General features: G+C 72.2%; 17 protein-coding genes. 1 reads left to right on the forward strand and 16 read right to left on the reverse strand.

Annotated features, from left to right (window positions below):
* Nucleotides 1–105: 105 nt before the first annotated feature.
* From ACZ4TO_RS32795 to ACZ4TO_RS32840, 10 genes are all read right to left on the reverse strand, one after another.
* On the reverse strand, nt 106–1,800 hold the full coding sequence (locus tag ACZ4TO_RS32795) for a flavin monoamine oxidase family protein (protein ID WP_382795616.1): 1,695 nt from the start codon (nt 1,798–1,800) through the stop codon (nt 106–108).
* A 76-nt stretch (nt 1,801–1,876) separates the two neighbouring features.
* Nucleotides 1,877–2,683: a carbon-nitrogen hydrolase family protein gene (locus tag ACZ4TO_RS32800; protein WP_382795619.1), complete on the reverse strand. Its 807-nt coding sequence runs from the start codon at nt 2,681–2,683 to the stop codon at nt 1,877–1,879.
* 336 nt (nt 2,684–3,019) lie between these two features.
* Nucleotides 3,020–3,400 (reverse strand): DUF742 domain-containing protein, encoded by a 381-nt coding sequence (locus tag ACZ4TO_RS32805; RefSeq protein ID WP_468026154.1) that lies wholly within the window; start codon nt 3,398–3,400, stop codon nt 3,020–3,022.
* A gap of 7 nt (nt 3,401–3,407) precedes the next feature.
* Entirely contained in the window at nt 3,408–3,911 is a 504-nt protein-coding gene (locus ACZ4TO_RS32810; RefSeq protein ID WP_382795624.1) for a roadblock/LC7 domain-containing protein, read from the reverse strand.
* A complete protein-coding gene (locus ACZ4TO_RS32815) occupies nt 3,901–6,210 on the reverse strand; it encodes a sensor histidine kinase (protein WP_468026155.1) in 2,310 nt (769 codons plus the stop codon). Before ACZ4TO_RS32815 ends, ACZ4TO_RS32810 begins: the two co-directional genes overlap by 11 nt.
* 178 nt (nt 6,211–6,388) lie before the next feature.
* Nucleotides 6,389–7,873, reverse strand: coding sequence for an HAD-IA family hydrolase (locus tag ACZ4TO_RS32820; protein ID WP_468026282.1), 1,485 nt, complete (start codon nt 7,871–7,873; stop codon nt 6,389–6,391).
* Between the two features lie 289 nt (nt 7,874–8,162).
* Nucleotides 8,163–9,224 carry an ABC transporter ATP-binding protein gene (locus tag ACZ4TO_RS32825; RefSeq protein ID WP_468026156.1) on the reverse strand — a complete coding sequence of 354 codons (1,062 nt, stop codon included), beginning with the start codon at nt 9,222–9,224 and terminating at the stop codon, nt 8,163–8,165.
* A gap of 2 nt (nt 9,225–9,226) precedes the next feature.
* The gene (locus tag ACZ4TO_RS32830) at nt 9,227–10,045 is read right to left on the reverse strand and encodes an ABC transporter permease (RefSeq protein ID WP_382795633.1); all 819 of its coding nucleotides are present in this window, start codon (nt 10,043–10,045) and stop codon (nt 9,227–9,229) included.
* A complete protein-coding gene (locus ACZ4TO_RS32835) occupies nt 10,033–10,938 on the reverse strand; it encodes an ABC transporter permease (RefSeq protein WP_468026157.1) in 906 nt (301 codons plus the stop codon). The genes ACZ4TO_RS32830 and ACZ4TO_RS32835 overlap by 13 nt, the downstream gene beginning before the upstream one ends.
* A complete protein-coding gene (locus ACZ4TO_RS32840) occupies nt 10,935–12,092 on the reverse strand; it encodes an ABC transporter substrate-binding protein (RefSeq protein WP_382795639.1) in 1,158 nt (385 codons plus the stop codon). Before ACZ4TO_RS32840 ends, ACZ4TO_RS32835 begins: the two co-directional genes overlap by 4 nt.
* A 210-nt stretch (nt 12,093–12,302) precedes the next feature.
* Here ACZ4TO_RS32840 and ACZ4TO_RS32845 point away from each other — a divergent pair, with 210 nt between their 5' ends.
* Nucleotides 12,303–13,043, forward strand: coding sequence for a GntR family transcriptional regulator (locus tag ACZ4TO_RS32845; protein WP_468026158.1), 741 nt, complete (start codon nt 12,303–12,305; stop codon nt 13,041–13,043).
* 150 nt (nt 13,044–13,193) lie between these two features.
* Here ACZ4TO_RS32845 and ACZ4TO_RS32850 read toward each other — a convergent pair whose 3' ends face one another.
* The 6 genes from ACZ4TO_RS32850 to ACZ4TO_RS32875 form a co-directional block, all read right to left on the reverse strand.
* Nucleotides 13,194–13,646, reverse strand: coding sequence for an Lrp/AsnC family transcriptional regulator (locus ACZ4TO_RS32850; RefSeq protein ID WP_015661832.1), 453 nt, complete (start codon nt 13,644–13,646; stop codon nt 13,194–13,196).
* 54 nt (nt 13,647–13,700) lie between these two features.
* Nucleotides 13,701–15,182: an amino acid permease gene (locus tag ACZ4TO_RS32855; RefSeq protein WP_382795646.1), complete on the reverse strand. Its 1,482-nt coding sequence runs from the start codon at nt 15,180–15,182 to the stop codon at nt 13,701–13,703.
* A gap of 318 nt (nt 15,183–15,500) precedes the next feature.
* The gene (locus ACZ4TO_RS32860; RefSeq protein ID WP_382795716.1) at nt 15,501–16,943 is read right to left on the reverse strand and encodes a GuaB1 family IMP dehydrogenase-related protein; all 1,443 of its coding nucleotides are present in this window, start codon (nt 16,941–16,943) and stop codon (nt 15,501–15,503) included.
* Between the two features lie 107 nt (nt 16,944–17,050).
* A complete protein-coding gene (locus ACZ4TO_RS32865; protein WP_382795649.1) occupies nt 17,051–17,428 on the reverse strand; it encodes a barstar family protein in 378 nt (125 codons plus the stop codon).
* Entirely contained in the window at nt 17,425–17,871 is a 447-nt protein-coding gene (locus tag ACZ4TO_RS32870; protein WP_468026159.1) for a guanyl-specific ribonuclease, read from the reverse strand. Before ACZ4TO_RS32870 ends, ACZ4TO_RS32865 begins: the two co-directional genes overlap by 4 nt.
* A gap of 52 nt (nt 17,872–17,923) precedes the next feature.
* Nucleotides 17,924–18,967 (reverse strand): sugar-binding transcriptional regulator, encoded by a 1,044-nt coding sequence (locus ACZ4TO_RS32875; protein WP_382795654.1) that lies wholly within the window; start codon nt 18,965–18,967, stop codon nt 17,924–17,926.
* Between the last annotated feature and the right edge of the window lie 40 nt (nt 18,968–19,007).

The raw sequence follows: 19,007 nt of genomic DNA on the forward strand, positions 1-19,007 counted from the left end.
CCCCCCCCCCCCCCCCCCCCACCCCCCCCCCCCCCCCCCCCCCCCCCCCCCCCCCCCCCCCCCCCCCCCCCCCCCCCCCCCCCCCCCCCCCCCCCGGGGCGAGGATCAGTCCTCGGGCAGCTCCACCGGCGCGATCTCGTCGTAGACGTCGCCGGGCCCGGGGTTGGTCGGGTCGGTCGTCCCGCCGAGCTGGTGCATGACGCCCCAGACCGCGTTCAGCGCGGTCTGGACGGCGCCCTCGGCCCAGCCGGCCGTCCAGGAGATGTCGTCGCCCGCGAGGAAGATGCCCCGCTTGTCCTCGGGCAGCGTGTCCTGCATGAAGTGCGTGAACAGGCGGCGCTGGTAGCGGTAGTGACCCGGCAGGTTGGCCTTGAACGCGCCCATGAAGTAGGGCTCGTTCTCCCAGGACACGGTCACCGGGTTGCCGATGATGTGCTTCCTGATGTCGACCTTCGGGTAGATCTCGCCGAGCGACTTCAGCATGACCTCCATGCGCTCGCTCGCGGACAGCGGCAGCCACTTGAGGCTGTCGTCGCACCACGTGTACGAGAGGCAGATGACGGCGGGCTTGTCCGGGCCGTCGTCGAGGAGGTAGGTGCCGCGCGTCATCCGGTCGGTGAGCGTCATCGACATGACGTCACGGCCGGTCTCCTCGTCCTTGTCCAGCCAGAACGGCCGGTCGACGGGCACGAAGAGCTTGCTCGACTCCATGTAGTGCGTGCGCTCGATCGCCGTCCAGTGGTCGATCGGGAAGAGCGAGTCGTCGCAGGCGACCTTGGAGAGGAGCATCCAGGACTGGGCGGTGAAGATGGCCGCCTTGTAGGTGCGGATGTCGCCGTTCGCGTCCGTCACGGTGATGCCGTTGCCCGCGGTGCGGTTCAGCCGGGTGACGGCCGGACGCGGGGCGCCGTCGTGCAGGGTCGACAGCGAGGTGCCGTACGCCCAGTGGACGATCTTCTCCGGCTCGCGCTCCCACAGACGCAGCGGGAGCTGCTGGGAACCGCCGACGATGCCGCGGTGGTGGTCGTCTGCCTCGGTGTAGACGACCCGCAGGATCTCCAGGATGGAGTTCGGGAAGTCGGTGTCCCAGCCGCCGGTGCCGAAGCCGACCTGGCCGAAGATCTCGCGGTGCCGGAAGGACTTGAAGGACTCCGAGTCGCACAGGAAGCCGTAGAAGGTCTGGTTGTCGAGCTTCTCGACGAGCTTCGACCAGATCTCGCGGATGCGCGGGACGTCGCGCTCGCGCATGGCCTGGTTCATGTCGGAGAAGTCGGCGCCGTCCTCCAGGCACGCGTTCCAGGCGTTCATCACGTCGCGGTAGACCTGCGGGAGGTCGTCGACGGACGTCGCGTAGTGCGACTCGCCCTTGAGGTCGACGACCGTCGAGGGCGTCGACTCGGCGAGCGGGTTGGGGAACGGGGTGGTCCGGAGGCCGACCAGGTCGATGTAGTGCTGGAGGGCGGTGGAGGAGGGCGGGAAGCGCATCGCGCCCATCTCGGCGGTCAGCGAGGGGTCGCAGCCCTCGAAGCCGACCGTGCGCAGCCGGCCGCCGATCTCGTCGGCCTCGTACACGACGGGCTTGAGACCCATCTTCATCAGCTCGTACGCGGCCACGATGCCGGACAGTCCGCCGCCGATCACCGCGATCTCGGTGCCGTGCTCGGTCGCGGGTATCTGCCCGAGGCCCGCGGGGTGCGCGAGGAAGTCGTCGTAGGCGTAGGGGAAGTCCGGGCCGAACATGGTGATCGGCGGCTGCTGCACGTCGGCGTGCTGGACGGCGTTGGGCACGGTGGACGTCATGGGGTACGGACTCCTTGCGCGAAGGCTGGTGAGGGGAGGGCTGTCGGACCGGCCGGGGGCGGGCCGGGGCGGAGGATCAGACGAGGGACCCGTAGAGGCCGGGGCGGCGGTCCTTCAGATACGGGTTCGTCTCGCGCGAGGCGGCCAGGAGGACCGGGTCGGCGTCGGCCACGACCAGTTCCTCACCCCGGCCCGCGCGCACCCGGGCGATGCCGTCGGGGCCGGCCAGGGTGGACAGTCCGACGAACTCGAACTCCCCTTCCGGACCGGTGCGGTTGACGTAGGCGACGTACATCTGGTTCTCGAAGGCGCGCACCGGGACGACGGACTCGGCGACGAACTGGAACGGGTGCATCTGCGCCGTCGGCACGAGCAGCAGGTCGGTGCCGGCGAGGGCGTGCGCGCGGACGTTCTCCGGGAACTCGACGTCGTAGCAGATCATGAGGCCGACCCGCAGACCGTCCAGGTCCGCCTGGACGACGGACTGCTCGCCGGGCGTGAAGTGCTCGTGCTCGAAGCAGCCGAAGAGGTGGGTCTTGCGGTAGTTGGCGAGCCGGGTGCCCTCCGCGGAGATGAGCTGCACGGAGTTGAAGACCGGCCCCCCGGCGTCGGTCCCGGGGGCCTCGCGCTCGGGGTAGCCGTAGGCCACGGCGACACCGTGCCGAGTGGCGATCTCGGCCACCGCGTCGGCGGAGTCGCCGTCGGCGGGCTCGGCGAGGCGCGCTATGTCGTCGCCGATGGCGTAGCCGGTCAGGAACATCTCCGACGTCACGATCAGCCCGGCGCCCGCGGCGGCGGCACGGCCCGCGGCCTCGTCGAGGACCTTGAGGTTCTCGACGACCGAGCCGGGGCGGCCGGAGCTCTGGAGCAGGGCTGTGCGCATGCGGGTTCTCCACCGGTACGAGGGGGTTCGGGGGGTCAGATAGACGGTACGGTCGGCCGGCTCGGGGGGACAAGAAGGACCTGTTGCGCGCCACCGAACGATTCGTTGCGTGCCCCCCGCCTCCGGCGGCGATTCGTTGCGCACCTCGACGCGCCCCCGAGGTCAAGGCCCCGAAGGTCCCGAGCGCCTGGAGACGCAGGTCACAGGCGGGATCGGTCCCGGTGCGCCACGGACGCGGCCCCGGCCGGGCCCGGCCTGGCCGCGGTCTGCCCCGCTCCGGCCCGGGTCGGCGGCCCGGGGTCTCCCGTGGCCGGGGTCCCGGCTGCGGACCGCGCGTCACAGGTCGCGCAGTCGCTCCACGATCTCGCGCAGCAGTTCCGGGTCGGCCGCGGGCGCTCCGTCCGGCGGACGGTAGGGCTCGTCGATGGTCAGCAGACCGGCCTCGGCCAGGTCGCCGAGCAGGACCCGTACGACGGTCAGCGGCAGGTCGGCGTCCGCGGCGAGCTCGACGACCGGCCGGGGGCCGCGGCGGGCCAGGTCGAGCAGCGCCGCCGCCGCGTGGTCGACCCCGGGCTGCCCGGCGCCCGTCTCCAGGACCGTGACCCGCGACATCAGATCGATGACGTGCCGGTCCGAGGGCCGGGTGCGGCCCCCGGTGACGGTGTAGGGCCGCACCATCGGCCCGGTCTCGTCCTCGTACCAGTGCTCGTCGGTCACGGCCGGGTCAGCGGCCCGCGGGGTCGGCCGCCGAACGTACGGCGGCGGCCATGTGGCGGCCGACGCGGCGGACGAGCAGTTCCATCTCGTGGGCGAGCTGACCGACGTCCGTCTGCACCTCGCTGAGCACGGCGAGCCGGCTCCCGTCACCCGCCGGGGTGATGAAGAGGTAGGCGTCGTCCAGCATCACCATGGTCTGGCGGACCCCGCCCGCGGCGAAGCGGTCGCCGACCGAGAGGGCGAGGCTGTGGAAGCCCGAGCACACCGCGGCGAGGTGCTCGATGTCCCGTCTGCGCATCCCGTCCGAGCAGCTCAGCGGGAGGCCGTCGGCGGTGAGCAGCACGGCCTGGCGGACGTGGTCGGTCCGGGCCACGAGATCGTCGAGCAGCCATCCGAGATCGGTGCCGGGCCGTTCGTCGGCGTCCTCGGACCCGAGGTGGCCGACCGCCGGATCCTGGTGCCGGGCCGGAGCGGTCCGGGCGGGCTGCTCTGGGAGCTGGTCAGGGCGCATCGTCGGCGTCCGTCCCTTCCTCGGTGTCGGTTCTCTGGGCGGGGCCGGACGGCGCGGAACCGGGCTCGCCGGTCCCCGGCCGGGTGGGCAGGCCCTTGCGGCCTCGGTCGAGGCCGCGCTGGAAGGCTCCGAAGACCGCGCGCATCTCCTCCGGCGTGATCTCGCGTTCCGGTGTCCCGTCGGCCGCCGGGGCCGCGGTGCGCAGCTCCGGGGCGAGGGCCCGCTGACGGACCCGGGTGGGCAGCCCGGGGGGTTCCGGAGCCGGTTCACCGGGCGGTACGGAGCCGTCCTCCCGCTCCTCGGACGCCGTGCGCTGCGCCGGGAGGACCGCGGTGGCGGTGCGCGTGGGAAGCGCCGCCGGCGCCGGGCCCGGCGCCGGACGATCGGTGTCCACGGGTGCGAGCACGCTCTCCGGGAGCAGCACCACGGCCGTCGTGCCGCCGTACGGGGAGCGGCACAGCGTGACCTTGATGCCGTGCCGTGCGGCGAGCCGGCCCACCACGTACAGCCCGAGCCGGTCGTGCCGGGTCGGGTCGAAGTCCTCCGGTGTGGTCAGGGTGCGGTGGGCCTCGTCGATCTGGTCGGGCGCGAGACCGAGACCCCGGTCGTCGATCTCCAGGACGAACCCGCTCTCGGCCCGCCCGGTGCGCAGGGTGACCTGGGTGCGGGGCGGTGAGAACACCGTGGCGTTCTCGACGAGTTCGGCGATCAGGTGCACGACGTCGGCGACGGCGTCCGCCGCGACACCCACCTCGGGCATCGGGGGGACCACGACGCGGGTGTACTGCTCGATCTCGCTCACCGCGGAGGACACCACCTCGGCGACGGGCACCGGCCGTCGCCAACGGCGGCCCGGGGCGGAGCCGGAGAGGATGATGAGGCTTTCGGCGTGGCGCCGCATGCGGGTGGTGAGGTGGTCGATCCGGAACAGGTCGTCCAGGACGTCGGGGTCGTCCGTACGGCGTTCCAGCGTGTCGACGAGCTTGAGCTGGCGGTGGACGAGCGCCTGGTTGCGGCGGGCGATGTTCAGGAGGACCGCGAACAGCCCGCGGCGCAGGGTGGCCTGCTTGACGGCGGCCTCGACGGCGGCGAGCCGGGCGGTGTTGAAGGACCGGCCGACCTGGCCGATCTCGTCGGCCACCGCCTCGACGTCCGCGAGCGGGGGCGCCTCGGCCGCCGCGTCGACCTCCTCACCCGCGCTCAACCGTGCCATGACCTGCGGCAGTTGGCGATTGGTCAGCAGGTCGGCGGCGTCGCGCAGCGACTCCAGACGGCGTGAGATGCGCCGGGCTCCGCGCACCGCGAGCCAGAGGGACAGGGCGACGGCGGCCAGTCCCAGCACGCCGACGATCGCGGCCTTGGCGAGCTCCCGGTAGGCGAAGGCCTTTCCGCGGGCCGCGGAGTTGATCGCGGACTGGGTGCACAGCCGCATGTACCGCTTGACGGCACGGTCGGTGGTGGTGCGCCAGGAGCCGGCCGCGACGGCCTCGCCGGCCCGGTGGGCGCCCGCGCGCAGCAGGGCGTCCTCGTCCCGGGTCAGCTCCTGGTGGAGGCCGTCGCGCTGGAAGGTCTCGAAGAGGGCGCGCGAGTCGGCCGGCAGGTCGGGGACGTAGGTCTGCTCGAAGACCCGGCGGTCCTCGATGGTCGCGGTGAGGGTGTCGTACTGGCGGTCGGTGAGCGTTCCGGCGGCCCGTGCCCCGGCGACGAGCGCGTCCTCGCGCGAGACGAACTCCCGTACCCGCACCAGTTCGACGACGACCTGCGCCTCACGGGCGAGCTGTCCCGCCTGGAGCGCGGTGAGCGCGGACTCGACGTCGAAGCCCGGTTCGACCAGGGCGCTGTATTCGGCCACGGCCCGGTCCCAGGTGACGCGGTGCGCCAGTACCCGGCCGCGCAGTCCCTCCAGCCGGTCGACGGAGTCGAGCATGGTGTCGAGCGCGTGCCGCTGGCCGCCGGAGAGCAGGCCGCGGTCCCCGTCGCGGACCGCCGCGCGCAGGGCGGTCACGGCGCGGTCGGTGCGGCGTTCCTGGGCCAGCAGGTCGACGCCCGGCTGCGTCTCGTGCCGCGAGCCGAGGTACGCGGCGGCGAGGCGCCGTTCGATCTGGATCTGGCCGACCGCCGTGTCGACGGGGGTGCCGAAGCCTTCGTAGACGTCCTGGAGGCGGACGAGGGCGCGCAGTTCGCCGGTGACCGACACCATGGCGAAGCTCCACAGGGTCATCAGGGCGATCACGGGAGCGATCGAGAGCGCCACGATCCGCGAACGGACCGTGGGCGTACGGCCGATGGGCCAGCGCATGGTCTCCCCAGGGCGACAGGACGGTCGGATGGCCGGGTGACGTTTGGTAACCCATCGGCTGTTACTCGCTGGTAGCGATCGCGGCTCAAAGTAATGGATGGCCCGCCCGGACCGCAATGGCCCGGACTGACTCAACGTTCAACTAGTGACCCGCTCCGTCCCCGGTCCCGCGACCGTCCTAGCCGGGCAGGGCGAACACGGTGACGACCGCCGCGTGGTCGGAGGGCCAGTCGTTGCCCGCCACATCCGGCCAGGCCCGGGGGGTTCCGGCGACCAGCGTGCGGGAGTCGAGGACCGTCAGGCCCCGGTGCAGGACGAAGTCGATCCGGTCCTGCGGCTCCGGGCGCCCGCTGCCGTCCTCGTGCTCGGTGTGGACGGGCGACCAGGTGTGTCCCGGGTCCCGGACCGGGTCGGGGTGCGCCTCCCGGTAGGAGTCGCGCAGGCCCGCCTCCTCGGTGGCCCGTGTCACCGGCCAGGCGACGTCCGGCCAGTCCAGGTGCGAGGGCACGTTGAAGTCGCCGGTCAGGACGACCGGCACGGACGCGTCGCCGGTGTCGGTGACGCGCCGCAGGATCTCCCGCATCCGGGCGAGCCGGCCGCTCTCGTGCGCGATCAGTGCGGCCGCGGGAAGGCCGTCGAAACGGGCCTCGTAGGGACCGTAGGGGTCACAGTCGAGGTGGACGCTCCAGACGTCCACCCGCCGGCCGCCGGGCAGTTCGATCCGGACCCCGGCTCCCCCGTAGAAGCCGACGTCGGGGTCGCCGAGCGCGGCGGTGATCGGGTGGCGGCTGATGACGCCGAGGTTGTCGCCGGCCCGGTGGTGGTACCAGCCGAGGGCCTCGGCGAGTTCGCGCGCCGCGTCCCCGTACGTCTCCTGGAGGCCGACCACGTCCGCCCCGGTCTCCGTGATGACCTTGAGCTGCTTCTCGCGGTACCCGTCGACCCGGGTGCCGCCGAACCAGAGGTTCCAGCTCATCACCCGCAGCTCGCCCGGGGCGACCATGGCCCGCAGCCGGGCCGGGGAGACCTCCTCCAGGCTGCCGAGCACGGTGCGGCCGGCGGCGGGCGCGATTGGCGCGAGGGAGGGCACCGCGAGGACGGCGCAGCCCGCCGCCTCGGCCGAGGTGACGCCGGTCTGGGTGTCCTCGACGGCGACACAGGCGGCGGGGTCGACCCCCAGGGCGCGGCAGGCGGCGAGGTAGGGGTCGGGGGCGGGCTTGGTGCGCCCGGTGTCGTCGGCGGTGACGGAGACGGCGAAGCGTCCGGCGCCGAGCGCCTCCAGCACGGTGTCGGCGACCGCCCGCGGGGAGGCGGTCACCAGAGCCGTGGGCACGCCCTCACGGGCGAGCGCGTCGAGCAGTTCCCTCGCTCCGGGGCGCGGCACGATGCCCGTACGGACCCGGTCGGCGAACTGCCGGTGCAGTTCGCTTGCGGTCTCCTCCCCCGCTGCGCCGGTGACCCCGGCCAGCCAGGCGGCGGTGTGCTCGACGGGCCGGCCGAGGACATGCGGCTGATCGGCCCCCGTCAGGACGTGCCCGAGCCCGCCGGCCACCTCCTCCACCGCCTCCCACCAGAGCCGCTCGGTGTCCACGAGCGTGCCGTCCATGTCGAACAGAACGGCTTGGAGGGAGGACCGGGCGGTGGTGCGATGGGTCACGGTGATCTCTTTCTCGGTTGGGGGGATCGAGCTTCCAGCCCCTCCGGCCACTTTCGCGGACGCAGGGCAGAGTTCAGCCCCTCGGGCTGCTTCCCCGGTGCGGGGCAGGATCCAGCCCCTCGGGTTGCTTCTCCGGTGCGGGGCAAGATCCAGCCCCTCCGGCGTTTGAGGAGCGGGGTCCGGGGCGGAGCCCCAGGAAGGGACGGGCAGGGGCGGAGGGGGCGATCGTCGCTTGTGGGCCCCGAGCGGGCACCCGCGGTTCGGGCGGCGCCGGACGCCTCGGTCCGGACGCGTCTCAGTCGCGACGCGCGGCGACCAGAACGGGCCGGTCCGGGAGGGTGACCGTCACGGCGGCGCCGGACGCGAGCGCCGCGGCCTCGTGCGTGGCCACATCGGCCTTGACCTCGGTGCCGTCGGCGAGCCGCACGGTCACCCGCGTGGCCGCCCCGAGGAACGCGGTGGCGACGACCCGGGCGTCCCCCGAGGCGTCGGCGCTCACCCGGACCGCCTCGGGCCGCACCAGCACGTCCACCGCCCCCGGGGCGGGCGCGTCCCCGTCCACCGGCAGCCGCCGGCCGAGGACGTCGACCCCGTCGCCGCCGAGAGTCCCGGGGATCCGGCTCATCGTGCCCACGAACTCGGCGACGAAGGCGGTGGCGGGACGCCCGTACAGCTCGGCGGGCGACGCGCACTGCTCCAGCCGCCCGGCCCGCATCACCGCGACCCGGTCCGCCATGGACAAGGCCTCTTCCTGGTCGTGGGTCACGAACAGGGTGGTGATGCCGAGTTCGAGCTGGAGCCGGCGGATCTCCTCGCGCAGCGACAGCCGCACCTTGGCGTCCAGCGCCGACAGCGGCTCGTCGAGCAGCAGGACACGTGGCCGCAGCGCGAGCGCGCGGGCCAGCGCGACCCGCTGCTGCTGGCCGCCGGAGAGCTGGTGCGGGAACCGCTCGCCCTTGTCCCCGAGGCCCACGAGGTCGAGCAACTCGGCCGCGCGGGAGCGGCGTTCGGCCGTGCGCACCTTGCGCATCCGCAGCCCGAAGGCCACGTTGTCCAGCGCGCTGAGATGCGGGAAGAGGCTGTACGACTGGAAGACCATCCCGGCGTCGCGGCGGTGCGCCGGGACCCGGGTGATGTCCTGGCCGTCGACCAGCACCTCGCCGGAGTCGGGGTGCTCGAAGCCGGCGAGCATCCGCAGCGCGGTGGTCTTGCCGCAGCCGGAGGGGCCGAGCAGGGCGAGCAGTTCACCGGGCCGGACGGTGAGGTCGAGGCCGTCGAGAGCGACGGTCGGACCGAACTCCCGCCTGAGTCCGCGGAATTCGACGGTGGCGGCCTTGTCGAGCGTGGCGACGGTCATGTTCATCCCCGGGAGGCGGAAGCGGTACGGGAGCGGCCGCCGAGGACGGCGAGCGCGAGAAGGAGTGCCCAGGTGAGGAACAGGCTGAGCACGGAGACGGCGACGGACATCTGGGCCTGCGAGCCGCCGACGCTGTAGATCCACACGGCGAACGGCTGGTAGCCGAGCAGGCTCGCGACCGTGAACTCACCGAGCACCAGGGCCAGGGTGAGGAAGGAGGCGTTGAGCAGCGCGCCGCGCAGATTGGGCAGCACCGCCCGCACGAGCGCCTGCGGCATGCTCGCGCCGCAGCTCCGGGCGGCCTCGACGAGGGTGCGCACGTCCATGGCGCGCAGTCCCGCGTCCAGGGCCCGGTACACGAACGGCAGCGCCATCACGACGTACGCGAGGACGAGGACGACGGGAAAGCCCGGGTCCTGGATCGCCACGAAGGTCTGGAACAGCGGGGTGCGCGAGAGGTGTTCGGGCCCCCACTTGAGGACGGTGGAGATGCCGGCGACGAACGCGATCGGCGGCACCACGAGGGGCAGGGAGCACACCACCTCGACCACGGGCCGCAGCCGGGGCGAGCCGAGCCGCAGCGCGACCATGGCGGGCACCATCAGGAGCAGCACGACGGCGATGGTCGCGGCGGCGAGTTCCAGCGAGAGCAGCAGGCTGGGGACGAAGCCGTCGGCGGACACGATCGAGGTGTAGGCGTCGAGGGTGACGCCCTGTCCCGGCACGTCGACCGTGAAGACCACGGAGGCGGCCAGGGGCACCAGGAAGTACAGCGCGGCGAGGGCGAGGACCACCCAGCGCCACGGGTTCAGGCGAGCCATCGCGCGCTCCGTCGTTGCAGGGGCAGGTACACGGCCATGACCAGACCCGCGATGAGGACCATGTCGAGGCTGAGGGCGAGTGCCACGTTCTCCTGGCCGACCAGCACGTTGCCGGAGATGGCGTCGGCGATCTGCAGGGTGACCAGCGGCACCGCGCTGCCCACCATGGCGGCGGCCGTGGCGTACGCGGCGAAGGCGCTGCCGAAGAGGAGCACGAGCCCGCCGAGGAGCGAGGGCGCGAGGACCGGCAGGGCCACGTGCCGCCAGTACTGCGCCGAGGTCGCGCCGTTGTTCCGTGCCGCCTCGCGCCACTGGGAGCGCAGGCCGTCGAGGGCGGGCGTGATGGTGAGGACCATGAGCGGGATCAGGAAGTACAGGTAGACGACGACCAGGCCCCAGAAGCTGTAGAGGTTCCAGCCATGTTCGGTGAGGTTCAGACGGCTCGTGAGTACACCGGAGTTGCCGAGGGTGGCGACGAAGGCGAAGGCGAGCGGGACGCCGCCGAAGTTGGCGAGGACGCCGGAGGCGGTGAGCACGGCCTCGCGCAGCGCGCGGAAGCGGGAGGTCACCACGGCCTGCGCGAGCGGCAGTCCGAGCAGGGTCGCGAGTCCGGCGGAGACGGCGGACAGTTTGACGCTGCCCACGAGCGCGGTCAGGTAGGCGCCCTGGAACGACCCGGTCAGGTTCGCCGTGGTGTACGAAGTGGCGCCGGTGGCCTGGTCCTTGACGGTGAAGGCGCCGTTCAGCATGGCGAGCGCGGGGACGCCGAAGGAGATCGCCACGAAGGCGAGCAGCGGGAGGACGGCGAGCGGGCCGGTGGCGCGGCGCCGCCGCTGCCCGGGGGCAGCGGCGGGCGTCACGTCGGCCGGGGCCTCGGTGAGAGCGGTGGTCATCCGGAGACGGCCTTGCCCCAGCCCTGGGCGAGCACGGTCTTGGCCTTGCTCTGCTGGTCCTCGGTCGGGAAGCTCGGGGTGCCCGAGACGGCGGGGAGCTTGGCGGCGGCGGTCTTGTCGAGCGTGCCGGCCTTGTCCATCGCGGTCATCAGGGCCGGGCGGGCGTATCCCTTGAGCCACAGGTTCTGGCCCTCGGCGCTGTAGAGGTACTCCTGCCACAGGCGGGCGGCCGCGGGGTGCGGGGCGTCCTTGTTGATGGCCTGGGAGTAGTACTGGGCGTACTGGCCGTCGGAGGGGATGGCGACCTTCCAGTCGAGGCCCTTGGCCTTGAACTCGTCGGCGTATCCGGCGTTGAGGTAGTCCCAGTCGATGCTGATGGGCGTCTCGCCCTTCTCGACGGTGGCCGGGGTCGACTCGACGGGCGTGTAGTTGCCGTTCTTCTTCAGCTCGGCGAAGAAGTCGAGGCCGGGCTGGATGTCGTCGAAGGAGCCGCCGTTCGCCAGCGCGGCCGCGTACACGCCGCCGAACGCCGAACCGGACTTGGTGGGGTTGCCGTTGAGCGCGACCTGGCCCTTGTACTGCGGCTTGAGCAGGTCCTTGAAGGTCGTCGGGCACTCCTTGACCTTCTTGGCGTCGCAGCCGATCGAGATGTAGCCGCCGTAGTCGTTGAACCAGCGGCCCGCGGTGTCCTTCTGTCCCTCGGGGAGGTCACCGAACGCAGCGACCTTGTACGGGGCGAGCAGGCCCTGCTGGGCCGCGCTCAGCGCGAAGGAGCTGCCGAGGTCGAGGACGTCGGGGGCGCGGTCCTGGCCCTTGCGCGAGGTGACGGCGTTGATCTCGTCCTGGCTGGAGCCGTCGGGGGTCTCGACCTGGATCTTGATGCCGTACTTCTTGGTGAAGCCGTCGATGAGCGCGCCGTAGTTGGCCCAGTCGCGGGGAAGGGCGATCGCGTGCAGCGTGCCCTCCTTCTTCGCGGCCTTGGTGAGGGCGTCGAGACCGCCGAAGTCCGCGGCGGAGGTCGCGGTGGCCGCGCTCTTGCCGTCGGCGGTGGTCGCCTTGTCGTCGGGAGCGGCGCCGCAGGCGCTCAGGGTGAGCGCAGCGGCGACGGCGAGGCCGCCGGTGAGGAGGGCGGTCCTCGGCAGGAACACGGTCACGGTCTCTCCAGGGTGACGCACGAGGGTGGGATGAGCGGAGAACTTGTCTGAACAAGTTGGCCTCAGTAGGCCCGCCGATGGTGTCCTGTTCGTGAACGTCGGTGAAACCGCGACCCCCTATTCCCTGCACAATTCCAGCCCGGGCGGATCACCGTCCGCTGTCGATTAGGCTGATCAGGCTGTGCACAGCGGTTGAACCAGAGGGGAAGAATGACGGCGCGACACGAGGAGATCGCCGAGGAGCTGCGGCGGGCGATCGACCGCGAGGAGTACACCGTGGGCAGTCTGCTGCCGGCGGAGACCGACCTCGCGGCCCACTACGGCGTCTCGCGCGGCACGGTCCGCCAGGCCGTCGCGGCCCTGACCGCCGAGGGGCTCATCGGGTCGCGCCAGGGCGCCCGGCGCGTGGTCCTCGCCGGCCGTCGCAGCCAGAGCTTCGCCGAATTGCGCAGCTTCGCCCAGTGGGCGCGGGCGATGGGGCGCGAGGCCACGGGCCACGTGGTGGCGCAGGAGTACCGCCCGGCGACCGCGGAGGACGCGGTGCGCCTCCAACTCCCCGAAAAGACGCCCGTGTTGCACGTGCTGCGGGTGCGCGGCCTGGACGGCGAACCGGTGCTCGTCGAACGCACGGTGTACGCGGACTGGATCTCCCCCGCCGTCGCGGCGATCGAACCGGACTGCCCCTCCGTCACCCAGCGGCTCCTGGAGGACACCGGTCTGGTCTTCGCGTACGGCGAGCACGTCATCGACGCCGTCGCGGCGAGCGCCCAGGACGCCGACCTCCTCGGCGTCCGCCGCACCAGCCCCCTGCTGCGTGTCCGCCGGGTCACCACCACCCGCGAGGGCCGCCCGGTGGAATGGTCCGACGACCGCTACCGCTCGGACGCGGTGAGCTTCAGCGTCCACAACTCGATCGGCAACAACGCCCTGGCGAGAAAGACGGCGGAATGACCAACGCCGGCCAGGGGAGCGCCCGTCAGGGCCACGGGGGGCGCCCGTAAGGGGCGCGGGGAACTGCGCGCCCGGCCACACACCGCCCGCGCCCGCCGACGGCGAGAACCCCACCCGCGGCGGGCGTGAGAGCAGTTGTGGGGACGCCGACTACGTGGGTGACCCCGAGGAGAACCTCCGCAGCAGCGGCGAAAGCACCAGAACGGACTTCGTCCGTTCCACGAACGGCTCCCCCGCGATCCGTTCGAGCACCCGCTCGAAGTGCCGCATGTCGGAGGCGAACACCTGGACCACCGCGTCCGCCTCCCCGGTGACGGTGGAGGCGGCCACGACCTCCTGATACCGCTCCAGACCTCGCTGGATGGTCTCGGGAGAGGTGTTCCGGCGGCAGTAGATCTCGACGAACCCCTCGGTCTCCCAGCCGAGCGCCGCCGGGTCCACCCGTACGGTGAACCCGGTGATGGCCCCGGTGGCCCGCAGCCGGTCGACCCGCCGCTTCACGGCGGGCGCGGACAGGCCGACCAGTTGCCCGATGTCCGCGTAGGAGCGGCGGGCGTCCTCGGCGAGGGCGTGCACGATGCGTTCGTCGAGATCGTTCAGCACTGCGGGTGGTTCACTTTTCTGCGAGGGGTTCCTGAGACGGTTCCGCTACGGGTCCTACGGCTGCTCGGCGACGGCTTCCGCGGTCGCCATCCGGGACTTGCGGTAGCCGTAACTGAAGTAGAACACGAGCCCGACGGCCATCCAGACGCCGAAGACCACCCAGGTGACGGCCGAGAGACTGGCCATCATCCACACGCACAGCAGGAAGCCGATCGCGGGCAGCACCGGCGCGAGCGGAACCCGGAAAGTACGGCGCATGGCCGGGCGCGTCCGGCGCAGCACCACGACGGCGACGTTCACCAGCGCGAACGCGAACAGCGTGCCGATGCTGGTGGCGTCGGCGAGCTGGCCGAGCGGGATCGCGGCAGCCAGGACACCGCAGAACAGCGAGACGATGACCGTGTTCGCGCGGGGCGTGCCGGTCTTCGGGTGGACCCGGGCGAACACCTTGGGCACCAGACCGTCCCGGGCCATCGCGAACAGGATGCGCGTCTGGCCGTACAGCACGGTCAGCACGACACTGGCGATGGCGATGACGGCGCAGGCCGCCAGCAGGGTGCCCCAGAAGGTCTGCCCGGTGACGTCCTTCATGATCTCGGCGAGCGCGGCCTCCGAGTCGCCGAACTGCCGCCAGGGCTTCGCGCCGACGGCGACGGCGGCGACGAGGACGTACAGGGCGGTCACGATGACCAGCGAGAGCATGATCGCGCGCGGCAGGTCGCGCTGCGGGTCCTTGGCCTCCTCACCGGCGGTGGAGGCGGCGTCGAAGCCGATGTAGGAGAAGAACAGGGTGGCGCCGGCGGCGCTGACGCCCGCCATGCCGAGCGGCATGAAGTGCTCGTAGTTGCCGGAGCGCAGACCCTGGACGCCGATCGCGCAGAACAGCACCAGCGCGGCGATCTTCACGGCCACCATGATCGTGTTGGCGCGCGCCGACTCGCGGGCTCCGCCGAGCAGGAACGCCATCGCGAGCAGGACGACGATCAGCGCGGGCAGGTTGAAGATGCCGCCGTCGCCGGGCGGCGCGGAGAGGGCGTCCGGGATGGTGACGCCGATGGTGCCGTCGAGCAGCTCGTTCAGGTACTCGCCCCAGCCGACCGCGACGGCCGCGACCGAGACGCCGTACTCCAGGACCAGACACCAGCCGCAGATCCAGGCGATCAGCTCGCCCATCGTGGCGTACGTGTACGAGTACGAGGATCCGGCGACCGGGATCGTGCCGGCGAGCTCCGCGTAGGAGAGGGCGGAGAAGAGGGCCGTGAGACCCGCGATGACGAAGGACAGGGTGACCGCGGGTCCGGCCTTGGGGACGGCCTCGCCGAGGACCACGAAGATGCCGGTGCCGAGCGTGGCACCGATGCTGATCATGGTGAGCTGCCACATTCCGAGGGAGCGCCGCAGCGAGCCGCCCTCGCCGTGTCCGCCCTCCTGCACCAGGCGTTCCACCGGCTTGCGGCGCATGAGGCGCGCGCCGAGACCCGCGGCGGGCGGGGCGGACGTGGGTGGGGACTGCGGGGGTGCGCCTTGATCGAGCACGCGCTGGCTCCTTCATCGCTGCCGGTCGAAGAGGACGGGAACCGGCGGCACCCCTGACAGCCGGGACCCGCCGAGCGGGGTTCCCGCCACGCCTGTGTACAGCGCCCGACCCTATGAGTTCGGGCTTCCCGGGCGTAATGCAGCAACCTTGCGCATCTCCGCAAGATCGTTGCGTTCATCCCATCCCGGCGCGTGTTCGTTGCGCGGGCCTTTTCGATGGTTGCGCGAGGCGACTTCCGGCCGGGAACGGGGGCCCTCCCACGCGTACGGCCCCCGCTCCCGGCAGGGGAGCGGGGGCCGTACGGGAAGGGCGGTGGATCAGCTCCAGCTCGCGTGCAGCGGCTTGCCCTCGGCGTAGCCGGCGGCGCTCTGGATGCCCACGATCGCGTTCTGCGCGAACTCCTCCAGGGAGTTGGCGCCCGCGTAGGTGCAGGAGGAACGGACGCCCGCGATGATCGAGTCGATCAGGTCCTCGACGCCCGGACGGGACGGGTCGAGGAACATCCGCGAGGTGGAGATGCCCTCCTCGAACAGCGCCTTGCGGGCCCGGTCGTACGCGGACTCCTCGCTGGTGCGGTTCTTGACGGCCCGCGCGGACGCCATGCCGAACGACTCCTTGTACAGACGTCCGCTCGCGTCCTGGTGCAGGTCGCCCGGGGACTCGTACGTGCCCGCGAACCAGGAGCCGATCATGACGTTGGACGCGCCGGCGGCCAGCGCCATCGCGACGTCACGGGGGTGGCGGACACCGCCGTCCGCCCACACGTGCTTGCCGTACTTCTTGGCCTCGGCCGCGCACTCCATGACGGCGGAGAACTGCGGCCGGCCGACGCCGGTCATCATGCGGGTCGTGCACATGGCACCGGGGCCCACACCGACCTTGATGATGTCGGCGCCCGCGTCGATCAGGTCCTTGACGCCCTCGGCGGCGACGATGTTGCCCGCGACGATCGGCACCCGCGGGTCCAGCGCGCGCACGGTCCTGACGGCGCTGATCATCGACTCCTGGTGGCCGTGCGCCGTGTCGATGACGAGCGTGTCGACGCCCGCGTCCAGCAGCTGCTTGGCCTTGCCCTCCACGTCGCCGTTGATGCCGACGGCGGCGGCGATGCGCAGCCGGCCGTTCGCGTCGGTGGCGGGCGAGTACAGCGTGGCGCGCAGGGCGCCCTTGCGGGTCAGGATGCCGGCCAGCTTGCCGTCCGCGTCCACGGCGGGGGCGTAGCGGCGGTTGGCGGCGTCGAGGCGGTTGAACGCCTCACGCGGCTCGATGTCCGCGTCGAGGAGCAGCAGGTCCTTGGACATGACCTCGGAGAGCTGGCTGAAGCGGTCCACGCCGGTGAGGTCGGTGTCGGTCACCACGCCGACGGGGCGGCCGTCCTCGTCGACGACGACGCCCGCGTTGTGCGCGCGCTTGGGCAGCAGCGACAGCGCGTCGGCGACGGTCTGGTGGGGCGCGAGGACGATCGGGGTGTCGAGCACCAGATGGCGTCCCTTGACCCAGGAGACGACCTCGGTGATCACCTCGATCGGAATGTCCTGCGGAATGACGACAAGGCCACCGCGGCGGGCGACGGTCTCGGCCATCCGGCGGCCGGCGATCGCCGTCATGTTGGCGACGACGAGCGGGATCGTGGTGCCGGTGCCGTCCGGAGAGGTGAGGTCCACCGCCTGACGCGAGCCGACGGCCGAGCGGCTGGGCACCATGAAGACGTCGTCGTACGTCAGGTCGTACGGGGGCTGGATGTCGTTGAGGAAACGCACGTGCTGCACATCCCAGTCGATCAGAGGTGGCCCCCGGACAGGTCAGCCAGGGGGAAGAGCACGTACTTCATTGTCCCATGTCGGCCGGCACGAGGTCCCCAGGCGGATCATCCAGGCTGGTCAGGGGGCAATTGGTCGGATCCTCCAAGGGAGAGGACGACCGAGAGCGCCGCGTCGGCCTCCTGGTAGTAGCCGCTGGCCGTCGCCAGGACCGCCTGCACGGTCTCCCACTCGTCGGGCCGGGTCCGCGCGTAGGGGCGCCAGCCCGTCACCACGATGAGTCTGCCCGGAGTGGCCGGTCCCCAGTCGGGGTCGCCCAGGAGGTCGCCGAGCGCGTCCCAGTTCCGTCCGAACCACTCCGGCAGGTCGAGGGCGCGGACACAGCGCTCCATGAAGGCGCTCTTGTCGAGCACCCCGGTGAGGTCGAGTTCGGTGACCTGCCACCCGGCCGAACGGCACACCACCGCGAGCGGACCGTGCGTCATCTCAGAACCGCCTTGAAGGAGTTGTAGTGATCGTCGGTGTAGAAGATCTCCCCGCCCCGCCCGGTGACGATGCGCCGGGCCCCCCGGTCGCTCTCCCCCGGGGTCGGCACCGTGTACTCGTGGTAGTAGCCCCGGGCGTGCCCGGGCAGTTCGCGCTCGAAGTTGCCGAAGACGGTGCCGTCCTTGGCGTACGGGAAGGGACCGCCCCGGTCGATGCGGGCGAGGGTGGACCGTGCCTCGGCGGGCAGCGCGGCCACGGAGACGGCCGGCAGACCGCCGGCCCAGGACGGGGCCGCCCCGGAACGGCTCACGGCGGGGGCGGCGGAGTCCGCGGGACCGGTCCGGCCCGACGCCGAGCAGCCCGTCAGCAGGACGGTCAGACAGACCAGCAGTCCCGCGAACAGGCGGACCGTGAACGCCCGAGGGGGCGACCGCAGCAGCATGACGTCGATGCTGCCACGGCCGCCCCCTCGGGGCGCGCTTCGCGTGGCGTCCTCAGGGCCCGTCCGGGTCCGCCCGGTTCAGCGCCGGACGCGGGGGCGGGCCCGCCGTCATCAGCGCGTCAGCGGCCGCGGTGTCCGTGACCAGGCTGGTGACCAGCCCGGACCGCAGCACCGCGTCGATGGCGGCCGCCTTGCGGTGTCCGCCCGCTATGGCGACGACCTCGGGGATACGGCGCAGCCGGTCGGCCTCGACCGTGATGCAGCGTTCGCCCAGGTCGCGCCCGACCCGGCGGCCCTCGGCGTCGAAGAGGTGCGCGGACATCTCGGCGGCGACACCGAGCGAGGCGTAGTGCGCGCGCTCCTCGTCGCTGAGCATGTCGTGCACCGTGGAGATGCCGGGCTCCCAGGAGCCGATGGAGACGCAGGCGACCGTGACCTTGTCGAAGTACTCGAAGGCGCGGGCGATCCCCGTCTGGTTGCGCAGCGCCGCCGCGGTGGCCGCGTCGGGCAGCAGCATCGGCGCGTAGATGGGGTGGGCGTCGCCGCCCGACACCTGCGCCGCACGCCGTACGGCCTCGACGGAGCCGCGTTCGGCGGTCCCGGCGTCGTACACACCCGTCAGCTGCACGACGGTGCACGGCGGGAGCCGGTCCAGCGCGGCCGCCATGTGGATCGTGGAGCGGCCCCAGGCCAGACCCAGCACGTCGCCCTCGTTGACGAGCTCGCCGAGCAGGTCGGCGGCCACCTCGCCGAGGTTCTCCGGGTCGGGCGACTCCTCGGCCTCGGCCGGGGACTCGACGACCACGGCGTGCCGCAGGCCGTAGCGGGCCCGCAGCGCGTCCGAGCGCTCCGCGTCGAGCTCGGCGGGGACGCGGATCTCGATCCTCACGAGATCCCGTTCGAGAGCGGTCTCCAGGACCCGGGCCACCTTGAAGCGGCTGACGCCGAACTCCTCGGCGATCTGGATCTTGGATTTGCCCTCGAGGTAGAAGCGGCGGGCCATGGCCGCCGCCTGGACCAGCTCAGCGGGTCCCATCCGCATGGCTGACCGGCCCGCCGACATACCCGACACGGCGATCTCCTCACTTCTGTTCACACTCTGGATTCGCCGTTCATCCTTGCAGATCCGGCGCACT

Source organism: Streptomyces sp. NPDC028298 (genome assembly GCF_055565895.1).